This window comes from Barrientosiimonas humi, from assembly GCF_006716095.1.
Lineage (GTDB): Bacteria > Actinomycetota > Actinomycetes > Actinomycetales > Dermatophilaceae > Barrientosiimonas > Barrientosiimonas humi.
The window spans coordinates 1,487,597-1,504,824 of sequence record NZ_VFOK01000001.1 but is presented as its reverse complement, the minus strand read 5'-3'; the positions used below and the strand labels follow the sequence as shown (position 1 = coordinate 1,504,824).

The window sequence follows — 17,228 nt, the reverse complement described above, 5'->3', positions numbered from 1 at the left end:
TACGACGCTGTGTCGTAGACGTCGTACGCTGGACGCATGTCGCCGAGCAGTCTCACCACCGCCCGTGCCCGGACCCTCTTCCGCGTGGTCGCCTTCGCCGAGGCGCTGAGCTGGCTCGGCCTGCTGATCGGCATGTTCTTCAAGTACGTCACCGACAGCGGCGAGCTCGGCGTGCAGATCTTCGGCCCGATCCACGGTGTGATCTTCGTCGCCTACGTCCTGGTCTGCCTGGCGGTGTTCCGCACCCTCGGCTGGTCCGCCACGGTGCTGCTCGTGGCCCTGGCCAGCTCGATCCCGCCGTTCGCGACCGCGATCTTCGAGATGTGGGCCGACCGCCGCGGCCTGGTCGGCGCCCCCGCGGCTCGCGACGCGGACCGAGTTCAGCGCGAGCCCGCTTCTCTGGCAGACTGAGCCGCCGGAGGGGAGTATCCCCGCTCGCACCCAGCTCGTCATCACGGCTTCGGCCCGGGCTGGGCGGACCCCTGTGACTCAAGGGTCGGGAGAGACCTCCAGCCGTTCCCTCATGCGCACGCGCTCTCGCCGTACGATGCGAGAACGGCTGGCAGTGTCCTTCCTTCCAGACGAAAGGTGCCATTCGTGGCGTTTGCCAATTCCTTCGCGCCGATGTGGGTCATCGGCCTCGTCGTCGCGGCGACGATCCTCATCCTGATCTTCGACGTGGTGGTGCTGGGTCGCCGGCCGCACGTCCCCAGCAACCGGGAGACCGGGCTCGCGCTCGGCATCTACATCAGCCTCGCGCTGCTGTTCGGTGTCTATGTCTGGGTCGCCGGCGGCGCCACGCTCGGCGGTGAGTACCTCGCCGGCTGGCTGACGGAGTACTCGTTGTCGATCGACAACCTCTTCGTCTTCCTCATCATCATGGCGAAGTTCAACGTGCCGCGGCAGTACCAGCAGTACGCCCTGCTCGTCGGCATCGTCATCGCGCTGATCCTGCGCGCGATCTTCATCCTCATCGGTGCCCAGGCGATCAACGCCGCCGCGTGGATCTTCTACATCTTCGGCGCGTTCCTCATCTACACGGCGATCAAGCTCGCCAAGGAGTACGCCGCCCACGAGGAGGAGCACGACGAAGGCGACAACGCGGTCGTCAAGTTCGCCAAGAAGCGGCTGCCGTTCACCGACAGCTGGGACGCCGGCACCAAGATCCGCACCCTCGACAGCAAGGGCGCCAAGGTCTACACCCCGATGTTCCTGGTGATCCTGGCGCTCGGCACCACCGACCTGCTGTTCGCGCTCGACTCGATCCCGGCGATCTTCGGTCTGACCCAGGACCCGTTCCTGGTGCTGATGGCCAACATCTTCGCCCTGATGGGTCTGCGTCAGCTGTACTTCCTCATCGGCGGTCTGCTGAAGAAGCTGGTCTACCTGAGCCTGGGCCTGTCGGTGCTGCTCGCCTTCATCGGCGTGAAGCTGATCCTGCACGCCCTGCACGAGAACAACCTGCCGTTCATCAACGGTGGCGAGGGCCTGCCCGTCCCGGAGGTCCCGATCTGGCTGTCGCTGACGGTCATCATCGGCATCCTGGCCATCACCGCGGTCGCGAGCCTGATCAAGACGCGGCGCGACGAGCGGATCAACGCCGCTGGCTGACCCGGCGCGCACGACGTGACACCCGCGGGGCGGGCAGGCGAGGAGCCTGCCCGCCCCGCGGCGTACGTACGGGCTGGGTTGCGCAGAGCCGTGCTGCTGCGCGGGGCTCGCGGGGCAGGAGCAGCCCGTACGCCGGGCTCGCCCCGGCCGGTCAGCTCTCGGCGGCGGGCGGGGCCGGGCGCCGGCCCAGCACCACCGCGCTGGCCGCCACGACCAGCAGCATCCCGGCGATGCGCACGGCCGACAGGGTCTGGCCGAGCACGAGGAGGCCGGCGAGCGCGGCCGCGGCCGGCTCGAGGCTGAGCAGGATCCCGAAGACGTTGGGGCGCAGCGTGCGCAGCGCCACCAGCTCCAGGGAGTAGGGCAGGGCCGAGGACAGGATCGCGATGCCGAGCCCCTTGAGCAGCACGTCGCCCTGCAGCAGGCTGCCGCCGGCGGTGATCGCGCCCAGCGGGACCATGACCAGCGTCGACAGCGCGAGCCCGAGCGCCAGGCCGTCGATCTGCTCGAAGCGCACCCCGACCCGGCGGCTGGCCAGGATGTAGCCGGCCCAGCAGGCGCCGGCGGTGAGTGCCAGGGCGATGCCGAGCAGGTCCAGCTCGGACCAGGAGGTGTCGACCGCGCCGCTCACGAGCACCACGCCGGCCGCGGCCGCGGCCACCCCGACCAGGTCGGCCGCGCGGCGGGAGAGCACCAGCGCGAGGGTGAGCGGCCCGATGAACTCGATCGTCACCGCGACGCCGATGGGCAGCCGCTCGAGCGAGGCGTAGAAGGTGAGGTTCATCAGGGTCAGGACGCCGGCGTACGTCGCGACGGACACCCAGTCGGAGCGGCTGCGCCCGCGCAGCCGGGGCCGGGCCCACGCGAGCAGGATCGCCGCGCCGATCGCGATGCGCAGCGCCACCGAGCCGACGACCCCGACCTCGGGGATGAGGGTGGCGGCGAGCGCGCCGCCGAGCTGGACCGACCCGACCGCGACCAGGACCAGCAGCAGCGCCCGGCGCTGGTCGCCCGTCGCGGGCTCGGTCATGCGCCGGCGTGCAGCCCGGGAAGCCGGCCCGCGCCGACGAGGGTGTCCTTGCGGTCCTGCGACATCTCCTCCTCGACGACGCGGGTGCCGGTGCCGGGGGCGTGCAGCATGCGCCCGGCACCGACGGCGATGCCGACGTGGTGGATCGTCCTGCCGGGGTGGGCGAAGAAGTAGAGGTCGCCCGGCTGCTCGGCGCCCAGCTCGACCGGGACGCACGCGACCTGCTGGTCGTCGGCGTCACGGGGCACGGTGAGCCCGAGCTCGCGCGCGACCAGGTGCACCAGCCCCGAGCAGTCCAGCGCGGTGGGGCTGACCCCGCCCCACAGGTAGGGCAGCCCGAGGTAGGCCCGGGCGCCCTCGACGAAGGCGAGCGGGTCGGGGCGCTGCTCGGCGGCCGGGACGGTGCGCTCGAACCCCGCGCCGGGGTCAGCGGGCTCGAGGTGGCTGGTGCGCACGAAGCCGGGGTAGCCGCGCGGGTCGTGCCGGCTCGGCTGCCAGGGGGCGATCACCTGCGACCAGCCGTCGGACTGCGCGAGCACCACGACCGGCTCGTCGGCGAGCACCTGGGAGTCGATGCGGCCGTCGAGCCCGAACCGGCTGTCGGCCTCGGCGACGCCGTCGGCGTCCATCGCCGCGAGCCACGCGGCGTGGTCGGGCTCGTCGCGCAGCACGGGCGCGTCGACGGCGCGGGCCACGTCGGGGCCGCGCCACAGCACCGACACCGGCACGCCGACGTGCGCGACGTTCACCAGCCCCGCTCCCGCCACTCGCCCAGCTGCGGCCGCTCGGCGCCGAGGGTCGTGTCGTCGCCGTGGCCGGGATAGACCCAGGTGTCGTCGTCGTACGCCCCGAACAGTCGCTCCTCGACGTCGTCGATGAGCTGCGGGAACGACTGGTAGTCATAGTGATTCGTCGCTCCGACGCCGCCCGGGAACAGGCTGTCGCCGGTGAGCAGGTGCACGGCGCCGGACGGCTCGCGGTAGGCCAGGGCGATGCCGCCGGGCGTGTGGCCGCGCAGCTCGACGACCTCGAGCGTGACGTCGCCGAACGAGATCTGGTCGCCGTGGTCGAGCGGCTGGTCGGTCGGGTGCGGCAGGTCGTCGGCGTCGGCCCGCCCGGCGTACGTCCTCGCGCCCGTCGACCCGGCCAGCTCGGCGAGCGCCCGGGTGTGGTCGAAGTGCCGGTGCGTCGTCGCGATCGCGTCGAGCCGGCCGCTGCCCTCGGCCACGAGCTGCTCGAGACGGGCAGCGTCGTCGGCCGCGTCGACCAGCAGCTGGGCGCCGGTGGCGGTGCAGGTCAGCAGGTAGGCGTTGTTGCTCATGTCGGACACGGCGAGCTTGCGCAGCGTCAGCCCGTCCAGCTCGCGCACCTGGGCTGGACCGCCCGGGGTGACCTTGCCGTCGTAGCTCATCGGTGGACTCCTTCCAGCGGCACGGGGGCCGCGAAGCCCTCGGCCTCGGCGAGGTGCACGGCCGCGGTGACGAGGGTGAGGTGGCTGAACGCCTGGGGGTAGTTGCCGGCCATCCGGTCCTGGTGGGTGTCGTACTCCTCCGACAGCAGGCCCACCTCGTTGCACAGCCCGATGAGCCGGTCCATCAGCGCGGTGGCCTTGTCGACCTCGCCGGCGAGGGCGTACGCCGACACCAGCCAGAAGGAGCAGGCGAGGAACGGGTGCTCGTCGCCGGAGAGGCCGTCGACGCCGGTCTGCGTGCGGTAGCGCAGCAGCAGCCCGTCGCGCATCAGGTCCTCCTCGATCGCGGCGATGGTGCCGAGCACGCGCGGGTCGTCGCCGGGCAGGAAGCCCACGATCGGGATGGTGAGCAGCGAGGCGTCGACCTCGGAGGTGTCGTAGTGCTGCCGGAAGCTGCCCCGCTCGGGGTCGAAGCCGCGGTCGAGCACCTCGGCGTGCACCTTGTCGCGCATGTCGCGCCAGGTGTCGACGTCGCCCTCGTAGCCGTGGTCCTCGACCGCCTTGATCGCCCGGTCGAACGCCGCCCAGACCATGACCCGGGAGTGGGTGAAGTGGCGCAGCGGGCCGCGGATCTCCCACAGGCCGTTGTCGGGCTGGTCCCAGTGCGACACGAGCGAGTCGACCAGCGCGCGCTGCACCGCCCAGGACTGCTCGGTCTCGGGCAGGCCGCGCTGCCGGGCCATCTCGAGAGCGATCATCACCTCGCCGAGCACGTCGGTCTGCTTCTGGTTGACCGCGCCGTTGCCCACGCGCACCGGGCGGGAGTCGGCGTAGCCCGGCAGGTGGTCCAGCTCCCGCTCGGGCAGCTCGCGGCCGCCGTCGACGGCGTACATGATCTGCATGTCCTGCGGGTCGCCGGCGAGCGCGCGCACCAGCCAGTCGCGCCACAGCTTGGTCTCGGTGGTGTAGCCGGTGGCCAGCAGCGCCTCCAGCGTGAGCGAGGCGTCGCGCAGCCAGCAGTAGCGGTAGTCCCAGTTGCGCTCGCCGCCGAAGTCCTCGGGGAGGCTCGTGGTGGGGGCGGCGACGATGCCGCCGCGACGGGTGTCGGTGAGCAGCCGCAGCACCAGCAGCGAGCGCACGACCTGCGCCTCGTACGGCCCGCGGTAGTGGCAGTGCGAGGCCCACTCCTCCGACTGGCTGACGGTGTCCTCGATGCGGCCGGGGATGTTCAGCGGCGGCGGGATCGGCTTCCACGACGCGAACCAGGTGAGGCTGAACTGCTCGCGCTCCCCGGCCTTGATCGTCCACTCGTCGCGGTGGTGGCCGTCCTCGGCGTGCGGCAGGCGGGTGCCGCGGAAGAGGAGCATGTCGGGCCCGGCGATCGCGACGATGACCTCCTGGTCGCGCTCGTGGCCCTGGTGGTGCTGCACCCACGGGCGGACCTTGCCGTAGCCGAAGCGCACGACCCACTCGTGGCACATGCGCACCTCGCCCTCGAGGCACTCCACGACGCGCACGATGTCGGCGCGGTTGTCGCCGAGCGGCATCAGGTCGGTGACCTTCACGACACCGGTGTCGGTCGTGTGCGTGGTCTCCAGCACCGAGGAGTTCCCGCGGTAGGTGCGGGTGGTGGTGGCGGCGGGCTCGCAGGGGCCGAGGAACCAGCGGCCGTTCTCGGGGGTGCCGAGCAGGGCGGAGAAGCAGGCGGGGGAGTCGAACCGGGGGATGCACAGCCAGTCCAGCGAGCCGTCCTTGCTCACCAGGGCTGCGGTCTCGGTGTCGCCGATGACGGCGTAGTCCTCGATCGGCGTCCGATTGGTCTGATCAATCACCCCGAAAGGGTAGGCGCGCCGGTGGCCAGGTGCGTAACAGGCGCGGCCGGTGACCTCGCGCACGCCGCGCGATCCCCTCCGCAGGGAGGGGGTGGCTCGGTCGGCGGCAGGGGCTGTCGGTGGGCGGACCTAGCATGGTCGTCGTGCCATCTGCCACCCCTGCACCGACCCCCTCCGCGCGCGACCACCTGCGGGTCCGCGGCGCCCGCGAGCACAACCTCAAGAACATCTCGGTCGACCTGCCCCGCGACAGCCTCGTGGTGTTCACCGGCCTGTCCGGCTCGGGCAAGTCCTCGCTGGCGTTCGACACGATCTTCGCCGAGGGCCAGCGTCGTTATGTCGAGTCCCTGTCGGCGTACGCCCGGCAGTTCCTCGGGCAGATGGACAAGCCCGACGTCGACTTCATCGAGGGCCTGTCGCCGGCGGTGTCGATCGACCAGAAGTCGACCAACCGCAACCCGCGCTCGACCGTCGGCACCATCACGGAGGTCTACGACTACCTCCGGCTGCTGTTCGCGCGCGCGGGCCGCCCGCACTGCCCGGTGTGCGGCCAGCCGGTCACCCGGCAGACCCCGCAGCAGATCGTCGACCAGCTGCTCGAGCTGCCCGACCGCACCCGCTTCCAGGTGCTCGCGCCCGTGGTGCGCGAGCGCAAGGGCGAGTTCGTCGACCTGTTCGCCGAGCTGCAGAGCAAGGGATACTCCCGCGCCCGGGTCGACGGCGAGACCGTCACCCTGACCGACCCGCCGAAGCTGGCCAAGCAGAAGAAGCACTCGATCGACGTGGTCGTCGACCGGCTCGTCGCGCGCGGGCCCGACGACGCCAGCGGCAAGCAGCGGCTCACCGACTCGGTCGAGACGGCGCTGGGGCTCGCCTCCGGCGTCGTGGTCATCGAGTTCGTCGACGCCGCCGCCGACGACCCCGACCGTCCGCAGGAGCGACGCTTCTCCGAGAAGCTCGCCTGCCCCAACGGGCACCCGCTCGCCCTCGACGACGTCGAGCCGCGCTCGTTCTCGTTCAACAGTCCGTTCGGCGCCTGCCCGGCGTGCACCGGCATCGGCACCGAGCTCGAGGTCGACCCCGACCTGGTCGTGCCCGACCAGGACAAGTCGATCCGCGAGGGCGCGATCCTGCCGTGGGCGCAGGGCCAGGGGCTCAACGACTACTACGAGCGGGTCATCGGCGCGCTCGCCGAGGACCTGAAGTTCTCGCTCGACCAGCCCTGGTCCTCGCTGCCCGACCGGGCCGTCGAGGCGTTGCTGCACGGCAAGAACCACAAGGTCCACGTCCGCTACCGCAGCCGCTACGGCCGCGAGCGCAGCTACTCCACGGGCTTCGAGGGCGTGATCACCTTCGTCAAGCGCCGGCACGAGGAGACCGAGAGCGACTGGAGCCGCGAGCGCTACGAGGGCTACATGCGCGAGGTCCCGTGCCCGGTGTGCCACGGCGCGCGGCTCAAGCCCGAGGTGCTCGCCGTCACCGTCGGCGGCAAGTCGATCGCCGAGGTGAGCGCGCTGCCGATCGCCGAGGCGGCCGGCTTCCTCGACACCGTCGACTTCACCGCGCGCGAGCAGCAGATCGCCGAGCGGGTGATCAAGGAGATCGACGCGCGGCTGGGCTTCCTGCTCGACGTCGGCCTCGACTACCTCTCGCTCGACCGCCCCGCCGGCACCCTGTCCGGCGGCGAGGCGCAGCGCATCCGGCTCGCCACGCAGATCGGCTCCGGCCTCGTCGGGGTGCTCTACGTCCTCGACGAGCCGTCGATCGGGCTGCACCAGCGAGACAACCACCGGCTGATCGAGACCCTGACCCGGCTGCGCGACCTCGGCAACACGCTGATCGTGGTCGAGCACGACGAAGACACCATCGCGACGGCCGACTGGGTCGTCGACATCGGCCCGGGCGCCGGCGAGCACGGTGGCCGGGTGGTGCACTCCGGGCCCGTCGCGGGCCTGCTCGAGCAGCCCGACTCGCTCACCGGCGCCTACCTCGCCGGGCGCGAGGAGATCCCGACCCCGACCGTGCGGCGTCCGCAGGACGGCCGCGTGGTGACCGTGCGCGGAGCGCGCGAGCACAACCTGCGCGACATCGACGTACGCTTCCCGCTCGGCAGCTTCGTCGCCGTCACCGGGGTCTCCGGCTCGGGCAAGTCGACGCTGGTCAACGACGTCCTCTACCGCGTGCTCGCCAACCAGCTCAACGGCGCCCGGCACGTGCCGGGCCGGCACCGCACCGTCGAGGGGCTGGACGAGCTCGACAAGGTGGTGCACGTCGACCAGAGCCCGATCGGCCGCACGCCGCGCAGCAACCCGGCGACCTACACCGGGGTCTTCGACCACGTGCGCCGGCTGTTCGCCGAGACCACCGAGGCCAAGGTGCGCGGCTACCAGCCGGGCCGGTTCTCCTTCAACGTCAAGGGCGGTCGCTGCGAGGCGTGCAGCGGCGACGGGACCATCAAGATCGAGATGAACTTCCTGCCCGACGTCTACGTCCCGTGCGAGGTGTGCCACGGCGCCCGCTACAACCGCGAGACGCTCGAGGTCCACTTCAAGGGCAAGACGATCTCCGACGTGCTCGACATGCCGATCGAGGAGGCCGCCGAGTTCTTCGCGGCGGTCCCGGCGATCAGCCGGCACATGAAGACGCTGGTCGACGTCGGCCTCGGCTACGTCCGGCTGGGGCAGCCGGCGCCCACGCTGTCCGGCGGTGAGGCGCAGCGGGTCAAGCTCGCGGCCGAGCTGCAGAAGCGGTCGACCGGCCGCACGGTCTATGTCCTGGACGAGCCGACCACCGGCCTGCACTTCGAGGACATCCGCAAGCTGCTCGGCGTGCTGCAGGGGCTGGTCGACAAGGGCAACACGGTCATCGTCATCGAGCACAACCTCGACGTGATCAAGAGCGCCGACTGGATCGTCGACATGGGCCCCGAGGGCGGCAACGGCGGCGGCACGGTCGTGGCCGAGGGCACGCCCGAGCAGGTCGCCCAGGTGGCCGAGAGCCACACCGGCCGGTTCCTCGGCCCGGTGCTCGCCAAGGGGGCGGGCGGGGTCCGTCCCAGCCAGCAGCGCGCCTCCTCCGGAAAGTCCTCGGGCGGCGCGGCGAAGAGCGGGGCGAAGGCGTCCGCGACGAAGAAGTCGGCGAGTGGCGGCAGGTCCTCCAGCGGCGGCCGCAAGCAGCCGGCGGCCCGCAGGTCGACGCGTCGGTCGGCCTGACGAGGTCGCGGGATCGGCCGCTCCCGGAACTCCTGCGGTGTGCCCGGACGCTGGATGGTTCAACAACCGGGTCGGGAACGTCCCGACCGCACCCCGGCGGAGGAGCGCACCATGGACCAGCAGCCCACGACTCCCGCAGCACGCGACGAGCGCATCGAGCAGCAGCCGGGGGCGGGCGGGCACAGCCGCCGGCGCGTCCTCACCGGCGGGGCGACCCTGGCGGCGGCGACCGGCCTGGCCGCCTGCGGCGGCTCCGACGGTGGGTCCGGCGCGACCTCCAGCGCGCCGGCCGGGGGCTCCAGCGCTCCCGCGGCCGGCGGCTCGGGCAGCGGTGGCGGTGGCGGTGCGACCGTGCAGACCTCGCAGGTCCCGGTCGGCGGCGGCTATGTCGACGAGGGTGCCAAGGTGGTCGTCACCCAGCCCACGCAGGGACAGTTCAAGGCGTTCACCGCGGTCTGCACCCACGAGCAGTGCCTCGTCGACCAGGTCGCGGCCGGAAAGATCGAATGCCCTTGTCACGGAAGCGTGTTCAACGCCGAGACGGGTGCGGTCGAGAAGGGGCCGGCCGAGGCTCCGCTCGCGGCCAAGCAGGTGACCGTCGAGGGGTCCACGCTGCGCATCGGCTGATCCCCGGCGGCCGCGCGGCTGTCGCACCCGGTTCGTAGGGTGGGGGCGTGGCCGACCCGTCGACATACCGCCCGAAGCCGGGGGAGATCCCGGTCGATCCCGGCGTCTACCGGTTCCGCGACAAGGACGGCCGGGTCATCTACGTCGGCAAGGCGAAGTCCCTGCGCAGCCGGCTGTCGTCGTACTTCCAGGACCTGGCGGCCCTGCACCCGCGCACCCGCACGATGGTGCTCACCGGCGCGAGCGTCGAGTGGACCGTGGTGCGCAACGAGGTCGAGGCCCTGCAGCTGGAGTACTCCTGGATCAAGGAGTTCGACCCGCGGTTCAACGTCAAGTACCGCGACGACAAGTCCTATCCCTACCTCGCCGTCACGATGGGCGAGGAGTTCCCGCGGGCCCAGGTCATGCGCGGTCGCAAGCGCAAGGGCACCCGCTACTTCGGGCCGTACGCCCACGCCTGGGCCATCCGCGAGACGCTCGACCAGCTGCTGCGCGTCTTCCCGGTGCGCACCTGCAGCAACGGTGTGTTCAAGCGGGCCGAGCAGGTCGGCCGCCCGTGCCTGCTCGGCTACATCGACAAGTGCTCCGCGCCCTGCGTCGGGCGGGTGACGCCGCAGGAGCATCGCGAGATCGCCGAGGACTTCTGCGACTTCATGGCCGGTTCCACCGCCAAGTTCGTCAAGCGGCTGGAGCGGCAGATGCGCGCCGCCAGCGCCGACCTCGACTTCGAGACCGCGGCCCGGCGCCGCGACGACCTGCAGGCGCTCGACAAGGCGCTCGAGCGCTCGGCGGTGGTGCTCGGCGACGCGACCGACGCCGACGTGTTCGGCGTCAGCTCCGACGAGCTCGAGGCCGCCGTGCAGGTGTTCCACGTCCGCGGGGGACGCGTGCGCGGCCAGCGCGGCTGGGTGGCCGAGACCCAGTCCGAGGGCGACGTCGGGCAGCCCGAGGTCATCGAGCACCTGCTGCAGCAGGTCTACGGCGGCGAGTCGCCCGAGGGCGTGCCGCGCGAGGTGCTCGTGCCGGTGCTGCCGCCCGACTCCGAGTCCGTCGCCGCCTGGCTCGGCGCGCTGCGCGGCGCGCGGGTCGACCTGCGGGTGCCGCAGCGCGGCGACAAGCGCACCCTGATGGCCACCGTCGAGCGCAACGCGCAGCAGGCACTGGCCCGGCACAAGGTGGCGCGGGCGGGCGACCTCACCGCGCGCAGCCAGGCGCTCGAGGAGCTGCAGCAGGCCCTCGACCTGGACCAGGCGCCGCTGCGCATCGAGTGCTTCGACGTCAGCCACGTGCAGGGCACCAACGTGGTGGCCTCGATGGTGGTCTTCGAGGACGGCCTGCCCCGCAAGGGGGAGTACCGCCGGTTCATCGTGCAGGGCGAGGTGCAGGCCGACGGCTCGGTCCGGCGCGACGACACCGCGGCGATGGCCGAGGTGCTCGGCCGCCGCTTCCGTCGCTACCTCGACGACCGCGACCAGGCGGGCGACGTCGAGGGTGTCGGCGCCGAGGGCGACGACGAGGTCACCCGCAGCGGACCCATCGACGAGACGACCGGGCGGCCCCGGCGCTTCGCCTACCCACCGCAGCTGGTCGTCGTCGACGGCGGTCGCCCCCAGGTCCAGGCGGCCCGGCGGGTGCTGGACTCCGTCGGCATCGACGACGTCGCCGTGGTCGGCCTGGCGAAGCGCCTCGAGGAGGTCTGGCTGCCCGACGACGAGTTCCCGGTGCTGCTGCCGCGCACCAGCGAGGGCCTCTACCTGCTGCAGCGGGTGCGCGACGAGGCGCACCGGTTCGCGATCACCTTCCACCGGCAGCGTCGCTCCAGCGCGATGACCCGCTCGGCCCTCGACGGCATACCGGGGTTGGGGGAGGCGCGCCAGGCCGCGCTGCTCAAGCACTTCGGCTCGGTCAAGAAGCTGCGGGCCGCGAGCGTCGAGGACATCACGCAGGTGCGCGGCGTGGGCCCTACGCTGGCCGCGAGCATCCACGCCGCACTGCACGACGGCGACGCCGAGTCCACCCCGGCGGTCAACCTGACCACCGGCGAGATCGTCGACTGAACCAGCCGGGAGAGCACCGCACATGGACGAGACCGAGCCGCCCGAGGCGCGCACCCGCGAGCTGCTCATCGTCACCGGGATGAGCGGTGCCGGCCGCTCGACCGTGGCCAACGTGCTCGAGGACAGCGGCTGGTACGTCATCGACAACCTCCCCCCGCAGATGCTCGTGCCCATGGCCGAGCTGCTCGAGCGCGACGACGTCGGCGAGGACGGCCTGCGGCTGGCCGCGGTGGTCGACGTGCGCAGCCGCGCGTTCTTCACCGACTTCCGCGACGGCCTCGACCGGCTGCGCGACCACGGCTACCTGCCGACCCTGGTCTTCGTCGACGCCACCGACGAGTCGCTCGTGCGCCGCTTCGAGTCGGTGCGCCGGCCGCACCCGCTGCAGGACGACGGCCGGATGCTCGACGGCATCATCCGCGAGCGCGAGATGCTGCGCGACCTGCGCGCCAACGCCGACCTGCTGATCGACACCAGCGGTCTCAACGTGCACCAGCTCACCGCCAAGATCCAGCAGCTGGTCGGCGGCGACGACCGGGTGCCGCTGCGCATCGCCGTGATGTCGTTCGGCTTCAAGTACGGCCTGCCCCTCGACGCCGACATGGTCTTCGACATGCGGTTCCTGCCCAACCCGTACTGGGACCCCGCGCTGCGCCCGTTCACCGGCAAGGACGCCGTGGTCGCCGACTTCGTGCTCGCGCAGCCGGGCGCCCAGGAGTTCGTCGACCGGGTCCTGGACCTGCTCGAGCCGGTCACCGCCGGCTACCTGCGCGAGGGCCGCAGCTACGTCACGCTCGCCGTCGGCTGCACCGGCGGCAAGCACCGCTCGGTGGCGATGGCCGAGGAGCTCGGCCGGCGCATCCAGAGTCCCGACATCGGCACGGTGGTCGTCCACCGCGATCTGGGGCGCGAATGACCCGCCGGCTCCAGGTGGCCGCGCTCGGCGGCGGCCACGGTCTGTACGCCTCTCTCCAGGCGCTCCAGCACGTCACCGACGGCATCACCGCGGTCGTGACCGTCGCCGACGACGGCGGCTCCAGCGGCCGGCTGCGCGAGGAGTTCGACATCCTCCCGCCGGGCGACCTGCGCATGGCGCTGGCCGCGCTGTGCAGCACGACCGACTGGGGGCTGCAGTGGCGCGACGCCCTGCAGCACCGCTTCCCGGGCGACGGGCCGCTCGGCGGTCACGCGCTGGGCAACCTGATCATCGCCTCGCTGTGGGACCTGCTCGGCGACCCCGTGGCCGGGCTCGACCTGGTCGGGCGGCTGCTGGGGGCGCGGGGCCGGGTGCTGCCCATGGCCATCGAGCCGGTGCGCATCGGCGGCACCGTGCGCGGCGACGACCCCGAGCGCCCCGACGAGGTCGAGCAGGTGGTCGGCCAGGTGCGGCTCGCGACCAGCCCCGGGCAGGTGCTGGGCGTCCACCTCGACCCCGACCCGCCGGCCGCGTGCGCCGAGGCCGTGCAGGCGATCTACGACGCCGACTGGGTCATCCTCGGACCGGGCTCCTGGTTCACCTCGGTCATGCCGCACCTGCTGGTGCCCGAGCTGCGCGAGGCGCTCGTGCACACCCGCGCCCGCCGGCTGCTCACCCTCAACATGGTGCTCGACAGCGGCGAGAGCCGAGGCTTCACGCCCGCCGACCACCTGCAGGTGCTCACCGAGCACGCCGCCGACCTGCACCTGGACGTCGTCCTCGCCGACCCGAGCGCCGTCGGCGACGGTCTCGACGGTTTGCGCGCCCGGGCCCAGGAGATGGGCGCGGAGGTCTCGCTCTCGGCCGTCGCCGACCCCGACCACCCCGGCACGCACGACACCCTCCGGCTCGCCGCGGCCTACCGCGACATCATGGAATGACCTTCCAGGAGACGGCGTTACGCTGCCTCGTCGCGTCGTCCGGCCGACGCACTTCCACCACACCGCAGTGAGAGGATGAGCCGCATGGCCATGACGGCGAAGGTCAAGGACGAGCTGAGCAGGTTCCCGATCACCAAGACCTGCTGCCGCAAAGCCGAGATCGCCGCCATGCTCCGGTTCGCCGGGGGCCTGCACATCGTCGGCGGGCGCATCGTCGTCGAGGCCGAGCTCGACACCGCGAGCGCCGCGCGTCGGCTGCGTCACCACATCGCCGAGGTCTACGGCCACGAGAGCGAGCTGATGGTGCTGTCCGGCGCGGGCATCCGCAAGAGCACCCGCTACGTCGTCCGCGTCGCCGGCGAGGGTGAGACCCTCGCCCGGCAGACCGGTCTCGTCGACGGCAGCGGACGTCCGGTGCGCGGCCTCCCTGCCAAGGTCGTGCGGGGCGCGGCCTGCGACGCCGAGGCCGCCTGGCGCGGCGCGTTCCTGGCGCACGGTTCGCTCACCGAGCCGGGCCGGTCCAGCTCGCTCGAGGTCACCAGCCCCGGACCCGAGGTCGCCCTCGCCCTCGTCGGCGCGGCGCGCCGGCTCGGCGTGCAGGCCAAGGCCCGCGAGGTGCGCGGGGTCGACCGCGTCGTGATCCGCGACGGCGACGCCATCAGTGCGATCCTCACCCGGCTCGGTTCGCACGAGGCCGTGCTGGAGTGGGAGGAGCGCCGCATGCGCCGCGAGGTGCGCGCCACCGCCAACCGGCTCGCGAACTTCGACGACGCCAACCTGCGCCGCTCCGCCCGCGCCGCCGTCGCCGCCGGCTCCCGGGTCGAGCGCGCGCTGGAGATCCTCGGCGACGAGGTCCCCGACCACCTCGCCGAGGCCGGGCGGCTGCGCACCGAGCACAAGCAGGCCAGCCTCGAAGAGCTCGGCCAGCTCGCCGACCCGCCGATGACCAAGGACGCCGTCGCCGGACGCATCCGCCGCCTCCTCGCCATGGCCGACAAGCGCGCCGAGGAGCAGGGCGTCCCCGGCACCAACGCCAACCTCACCCCCGAGATGCTGGACTGATTCCTTTCTGCCTCGGCTCCTCCTCCGGCCGCCCGTCGCACGCTCCGGCCGCCCGTCGCACGCTCCGGCCTGCCGGCATCGTCGCCGAGCCGTGCTCCGGCCTGTCGGGTCCGAACGCATGAAACCGGGTTACGTGGCTTTGACCCCGATGCATTGAGGTCAAAGCCACGTAACCGGGTTTCATGCGCGCTGGGGCGGGGGTGAACGCTCGCTTACCGGCTGTTGAGCCGGATGCCGGGCGGTGCCGGGGCTCTACTAGGCTCGGGAACGGCTCCGGCCGCGCCCGATCGCGTGGCCTCCCACTTTCGGAAGGACCCTGAATCGTGACTGTCCGCGTTGGCATCAACGGCTTCGGCCGCATCGGCCGCAACTTCTTCCGGGCGGTGCTCGCCTCCGACGCCGACATCGAGGTCGTGGCGTTCAACGACCTCGGCGACGACGAGACGCAGGCCCACCTGCTGAAGTACGACACGATCCTGGGTCGTCTCGACGAGCCGGTCGAGGTCGTCGAGGGCGGCATCAAGGTCGGCGACAAGGTCATCAAGAGCTTCGCCGAGAAGGACCCGAGCAAGCTCCCGTGGGGCGAGCTCGACGTCGACATCGTGATCGAGTCCACCGGTCTGTTCACCGACGCCGAGAAGGCCAAGGCGCACATCGACGGCGGCGCCAAGCGGGTCATCATCTCCGCGCCCGCGAAGAACGAGGACGTCACCATCGTCATGGGCGTCAACGAGGACGCGTTCGACCCGGCGACCGACACCATCATCAGCAACGCCTCCTGCACCACCAACTGCCTCGGCCCGATGGCCAAGGTGCTCAACGACGAGCTGGGCATCGAGCGCGGTCTGATGACCACGGTGCACGCCTACACCCAGGACCAGAACCTGCAGGACGGCCCGCACAAGGACCTGCGCCGCGCCCGCGCCGCCGCGATCAACATCGTGCCGACCTCCACCGGCGCCGCGAAGGCCATCGGCCTGGTGCTGCCCGAGCTGAAGGGCAAGCTCGACGGCTTCGCGCTGCGCGTCCCGGTCCCGACCGGCTCGGCCACCGACCTCACCTTCGAGGCCCCCCGCGACACCACCGTCGAGGAGGTCAACGCCGCGATGAAGAAGGCGGCGGAGGGCCCGCTCAAGGGCATCCTGAAGTACACCGAGGACGAGATCGTCTCCTCCGACATCGTCACCGACCCGCACTCGTGCATCTTCGACGCGGGCCTGACCCGCGTCATCGGCAACCAGGTCAAGGTCGTCGGCTGGTACGACAACGAGTGGGGCTACTCCAACCGCCTGGTCGACCTCGTCGCCTTCGTCGGGTCGAAGCAGTGACCCTGCGCACGATCGACGACCTGGGGGACCTGCGCGGCAAGACCGTGCTGCTGCGCAGCGACCTCAACGTGCCGATGGACGGCGGCCGGATCACCGACGACGGGCGCATCCGCGCGTCGGTGCCGACCATCCAGGTGCTGACCGAGCGCGGGGCGCGCGTGGTCGTGGTCGCCCACCTCGGGCGGCCGAAGGGCAAGCCGGACCCGCAGTTCTCGCTGCGCCCGGTGGCCGAGCGCCTGGGCGAGCTGCTCGGGGCCCCGGTCACCGTCGCCCAGGACACCGTCGGCGAGTCGGCCCGCAGCGTGGTCTCCAGCCTGCAGGACGGTCAGGTCGCGGTGCTGGAGAACCTGCGCTTCGAGCCCGGCGAGACCGGCAAGACCCCGCAGGAGCGCGCCGACTTCGCCGACCGGCTCGCCGGCCTCGCCGACGTGTTCGTCAGCGACGGCTTCGGCGTGGTGCACCGCGAGCAGGCCAGCGTGTACGACGTCGCCGAGCGACTGCCGCACGCCGCGGGTGGTCTCGTGGTCACCGAGGTCGAGGTGCTGCAGCGGCTGACCGACCCGCAGCGGCCGTACGTCGTCGCCCTCGGCGGCGCCAAGGTGAGCGACAAGCTCGGCGTGATCGCCAACCTGCTGACGACGGCCGACCGGCTGCTCATCGGCGGCGGCATGGTCTTCACCTTCCTCAAGGCCCAGGGCCACGAGGTCGGCTCCAGCCTGCTGGAGGAGGACCAGGTCGACACCGTGCGCGGCTACCTCGAGGAGGCCGAGCAGCGCGGCGTCGAGATCGTGCTCCCGGTCGACATCGTCGCGGCCACGGCGTTCAGCGCCGACGCCGACCACGAGGTCGTCCCGGCCGACCAGATCCCGGCCGACCGGATGGGTCTGGACATCGGCCCCGAGTCGGCCGCGCTGTTCGCGAGCAAGATCGAGGACGCCCGGACGGTCTTCTGGAACGGGCCGATGGGCGCCTTCGAGATGGCTCCCTACGCCGCCGGCACCAAGGCGGTCGCCGAGGCGCTCGTCGCGGCGACCGAGGCCGGCGCCACAACGGTGGTCGGTGGCGGCGACTCCGCCGCGGCCGTGCGCGAGCTCGGCTTCGCCGAGGACGACTTCACCCACATCTCCACCGGCGGCGGCGCAAGCCTGGAGTACCTCGAGGGCAAGACGCTGCCGGGTCTTGCCGTCCTGGAGAAGTGACG

Annotated in this window: 14 protein-coding genes; 10 read left to right on the top strand and 4 right to left on the bottom strand. The window is 72.1% G+C overall.

Features of this window, described 5'->3' with window-relative positions; genetic code table 11:
* The first annotated feature begins 36 nt into the window (after positions 1 to 36).
* Together FB554_RS07105 and FB554_RS07100 are read left to right on the top strand one after the other, a co-directional pair.
* Entirely contained in the window at positions 37 to 411 is a 375-nt protein-coding gene (locus FB554_RS07105) for a DUF3817 domain-containing protein (RefSeq protein WP_142005324.1), read from the top strand.
* Positions 412 to 624: 213 nt separating this feature from the next.
* On the top strand, positions 625 to 1,611 hold the full coding sequence (locus FB554_RS07100; protein ID WP_142007484.1) for a TerC family protein: 987 nt from the start codon (positions 625 to 627) through the stop codon (positions 1,609 to 1,611).
* Between the two features lie 151 nt (positions 1,612 to 1,762).
* Here the strand turns inward: FB554_RS07100 and FB554_RS07095 are convergent, their stop codons facing one another.
* Genes FB554_RS07095 through FB554_RS07080 form a run of 4 tightly spaced genes read right to left on the bottom strand, consistent with a single transcriptional unit; the run spans position 1,763 to position 5,881 of the window.
* Complete coding sequence (locus tag FB554_RS07095; protein ID WP_142005323.1) at positions 1,763 to 2,641, bottom strand: EamA family transporter; 879 nt, start codon at positions 2,639 to 2,641, stop codon at positions 1,763 to 1,765.
* Positions 2,638 to 3,390: a C40 family peptidase gene (locus tag FB554_RS07090; protein ID WP_276488821.1), complete on the bottom strand. Its 753-nt coding sequence runs from the start codon at positions 3,388 to 3,390 to the stop codon at positions 2,638 to 2,640. The genes FB554_RS07095 and FB554_RS07090 overlap by 4 nt, the downstream gene beginning before the upstream one ends.
* Complete coding sequence (locus FB554_RS07085; RefSeq protein ID WP_142005322.1) at positions 3,387 to 4,052, bottom strand: MBL fold metallo-hydrolase; 666 nt, start codon at positions 4,050 to 4,052, stop codon at positions 3,387 to 3,389. Before FB554_RS07085 ends, FB554_RS07090 begins: the two co-directional genes overlap by 4 nt.
* Positions 4,049 to 5,881, bottom strand: coding sequence for a glycoside hydrolase family 15 protein (locus FB554_RS07080; RefSeq protein WP_142007482.1), 1,833 nt, complete (start codon positions 5,879 to 5,881; stop codon positions 4,049 to 4,051). Before FB554_RS07080 ends, FB554_RS07085 begins: the two co-directional genes overlap by 4 nt.
* A gap of 137 nt (positions 5,882 to 6,018) precedes the next feature.
* Here FB554_RS07080 and uvrA point away from each other — a divergent pair, with 137 nt between their 5' ends.
* The 8 genes from uvrA to FB554_RS07040 all read left to right on the top strand — a co-directional run bounded on the left by uvrA (position 6,019) and on the right by FB554_RS07040 (position 17,226).
* Positions 6,019 to 9,096, top strand: coding sequence for an excinuclease ABC subunit UvrA (gene uvrA, locus FB554_RS07075; RefSeq protein ID WP_142005321.1), 3,078 nt, complete (start codon positions 6,019 to 6,021; stop codon positions 9,094 to 9,096).
* 111 nt (positions 9,097 to 9,207) lie between these two features.
* Positions 9,208 to 9,723, top strand: coding sequence for a Rieske (2Fe-2S) protein (locus FB554_RS07070; protein ID WP_142005320.1), 516 nt, complete (start codon positions 9,208 to 9,210; stop codon positions 9,721 to 9,723).
* A gap of 47 nt (positions 9,724 to 9,770) precedes the next feature.
* Positions 9,771 to 11,780, top strand: coding sequence for an excinuclease ABC subunit UvrC (gene uvrC, locus FB554_RS07065; RefSeq protein WP_142005319.1), 2,010 nt, complete (start codon positions 9,771 to 9,773; stop codon positions 11,778 to 11,780).
* A gap of 22 nt (positions 11,781 to 11,802) precedes the next feature.
* The gene (gene rapZ / locus FB554_RS07060; protein WP_142005318.1) at positions 11,803 to 12,696 is read left to right on the top strand and encodes an RNase adapter RapZ; all 894 of its coding nucleotides are present in this window, start codon (positions 11,803 to 11,805) and stop codon (positions 12,694 to 12,696) included.
* Positions 12,693 to 13,637: a gluconeogenesis factor YvcK family protein gene (locus FB554_RS07055; protein WP_142005317.1), complete on the top strand. Its 945-nt coding sequence runs from the start codon at positions 12,693 to 12,695 to the stop codon at positions 13,635 to 13,637. Before rapZ ends, FB554_RS07055 begins: the two co-directional genes overlap by 4 nt.
* An 84-nt stretch (positions 13,638 to 13,721) precedes the next feature.
* A complete protein-coding gene (gene whiA, locus FB554_RS07050; RefSeq protein WP_142005316.1) occupies positions 13,722 to 14,699 on the top strand; it encodes a DNA-binding protein WhiA in 978 nt (325 codons plus the stop codon).
* A gap of 323 nt (positions 14,700 to 15,022) precedes the next feature.
* Complete coding sequence (gap, locus tag FB554_RS07045) at positions 15,023 to 16,027, top strand: type I glyceraldehyde-3-phosphate dehydrogenase (RefSeq protein ID WP_142005315.1); 1,005 nt, start codon at positions 15,023 to 15,025, stop codon at positions 16,025 to 16,027.
* Between the two features lie 2 nt (positions 16,028 to 16,029).
* On the top strand, positions 16,030 to 17,226 hold the full coding sequence (locus FB554_RS07040) for a phosphoglycerate kinase (RefSeq protein WP_142007481.1): 1,197 nt from the start codon (positions 16,030 to 16,032) through the stop codon (positions 17,224 to 17,226).
* Positions 17,227 to 17,228: the final 2 nt, after the last annotated feature.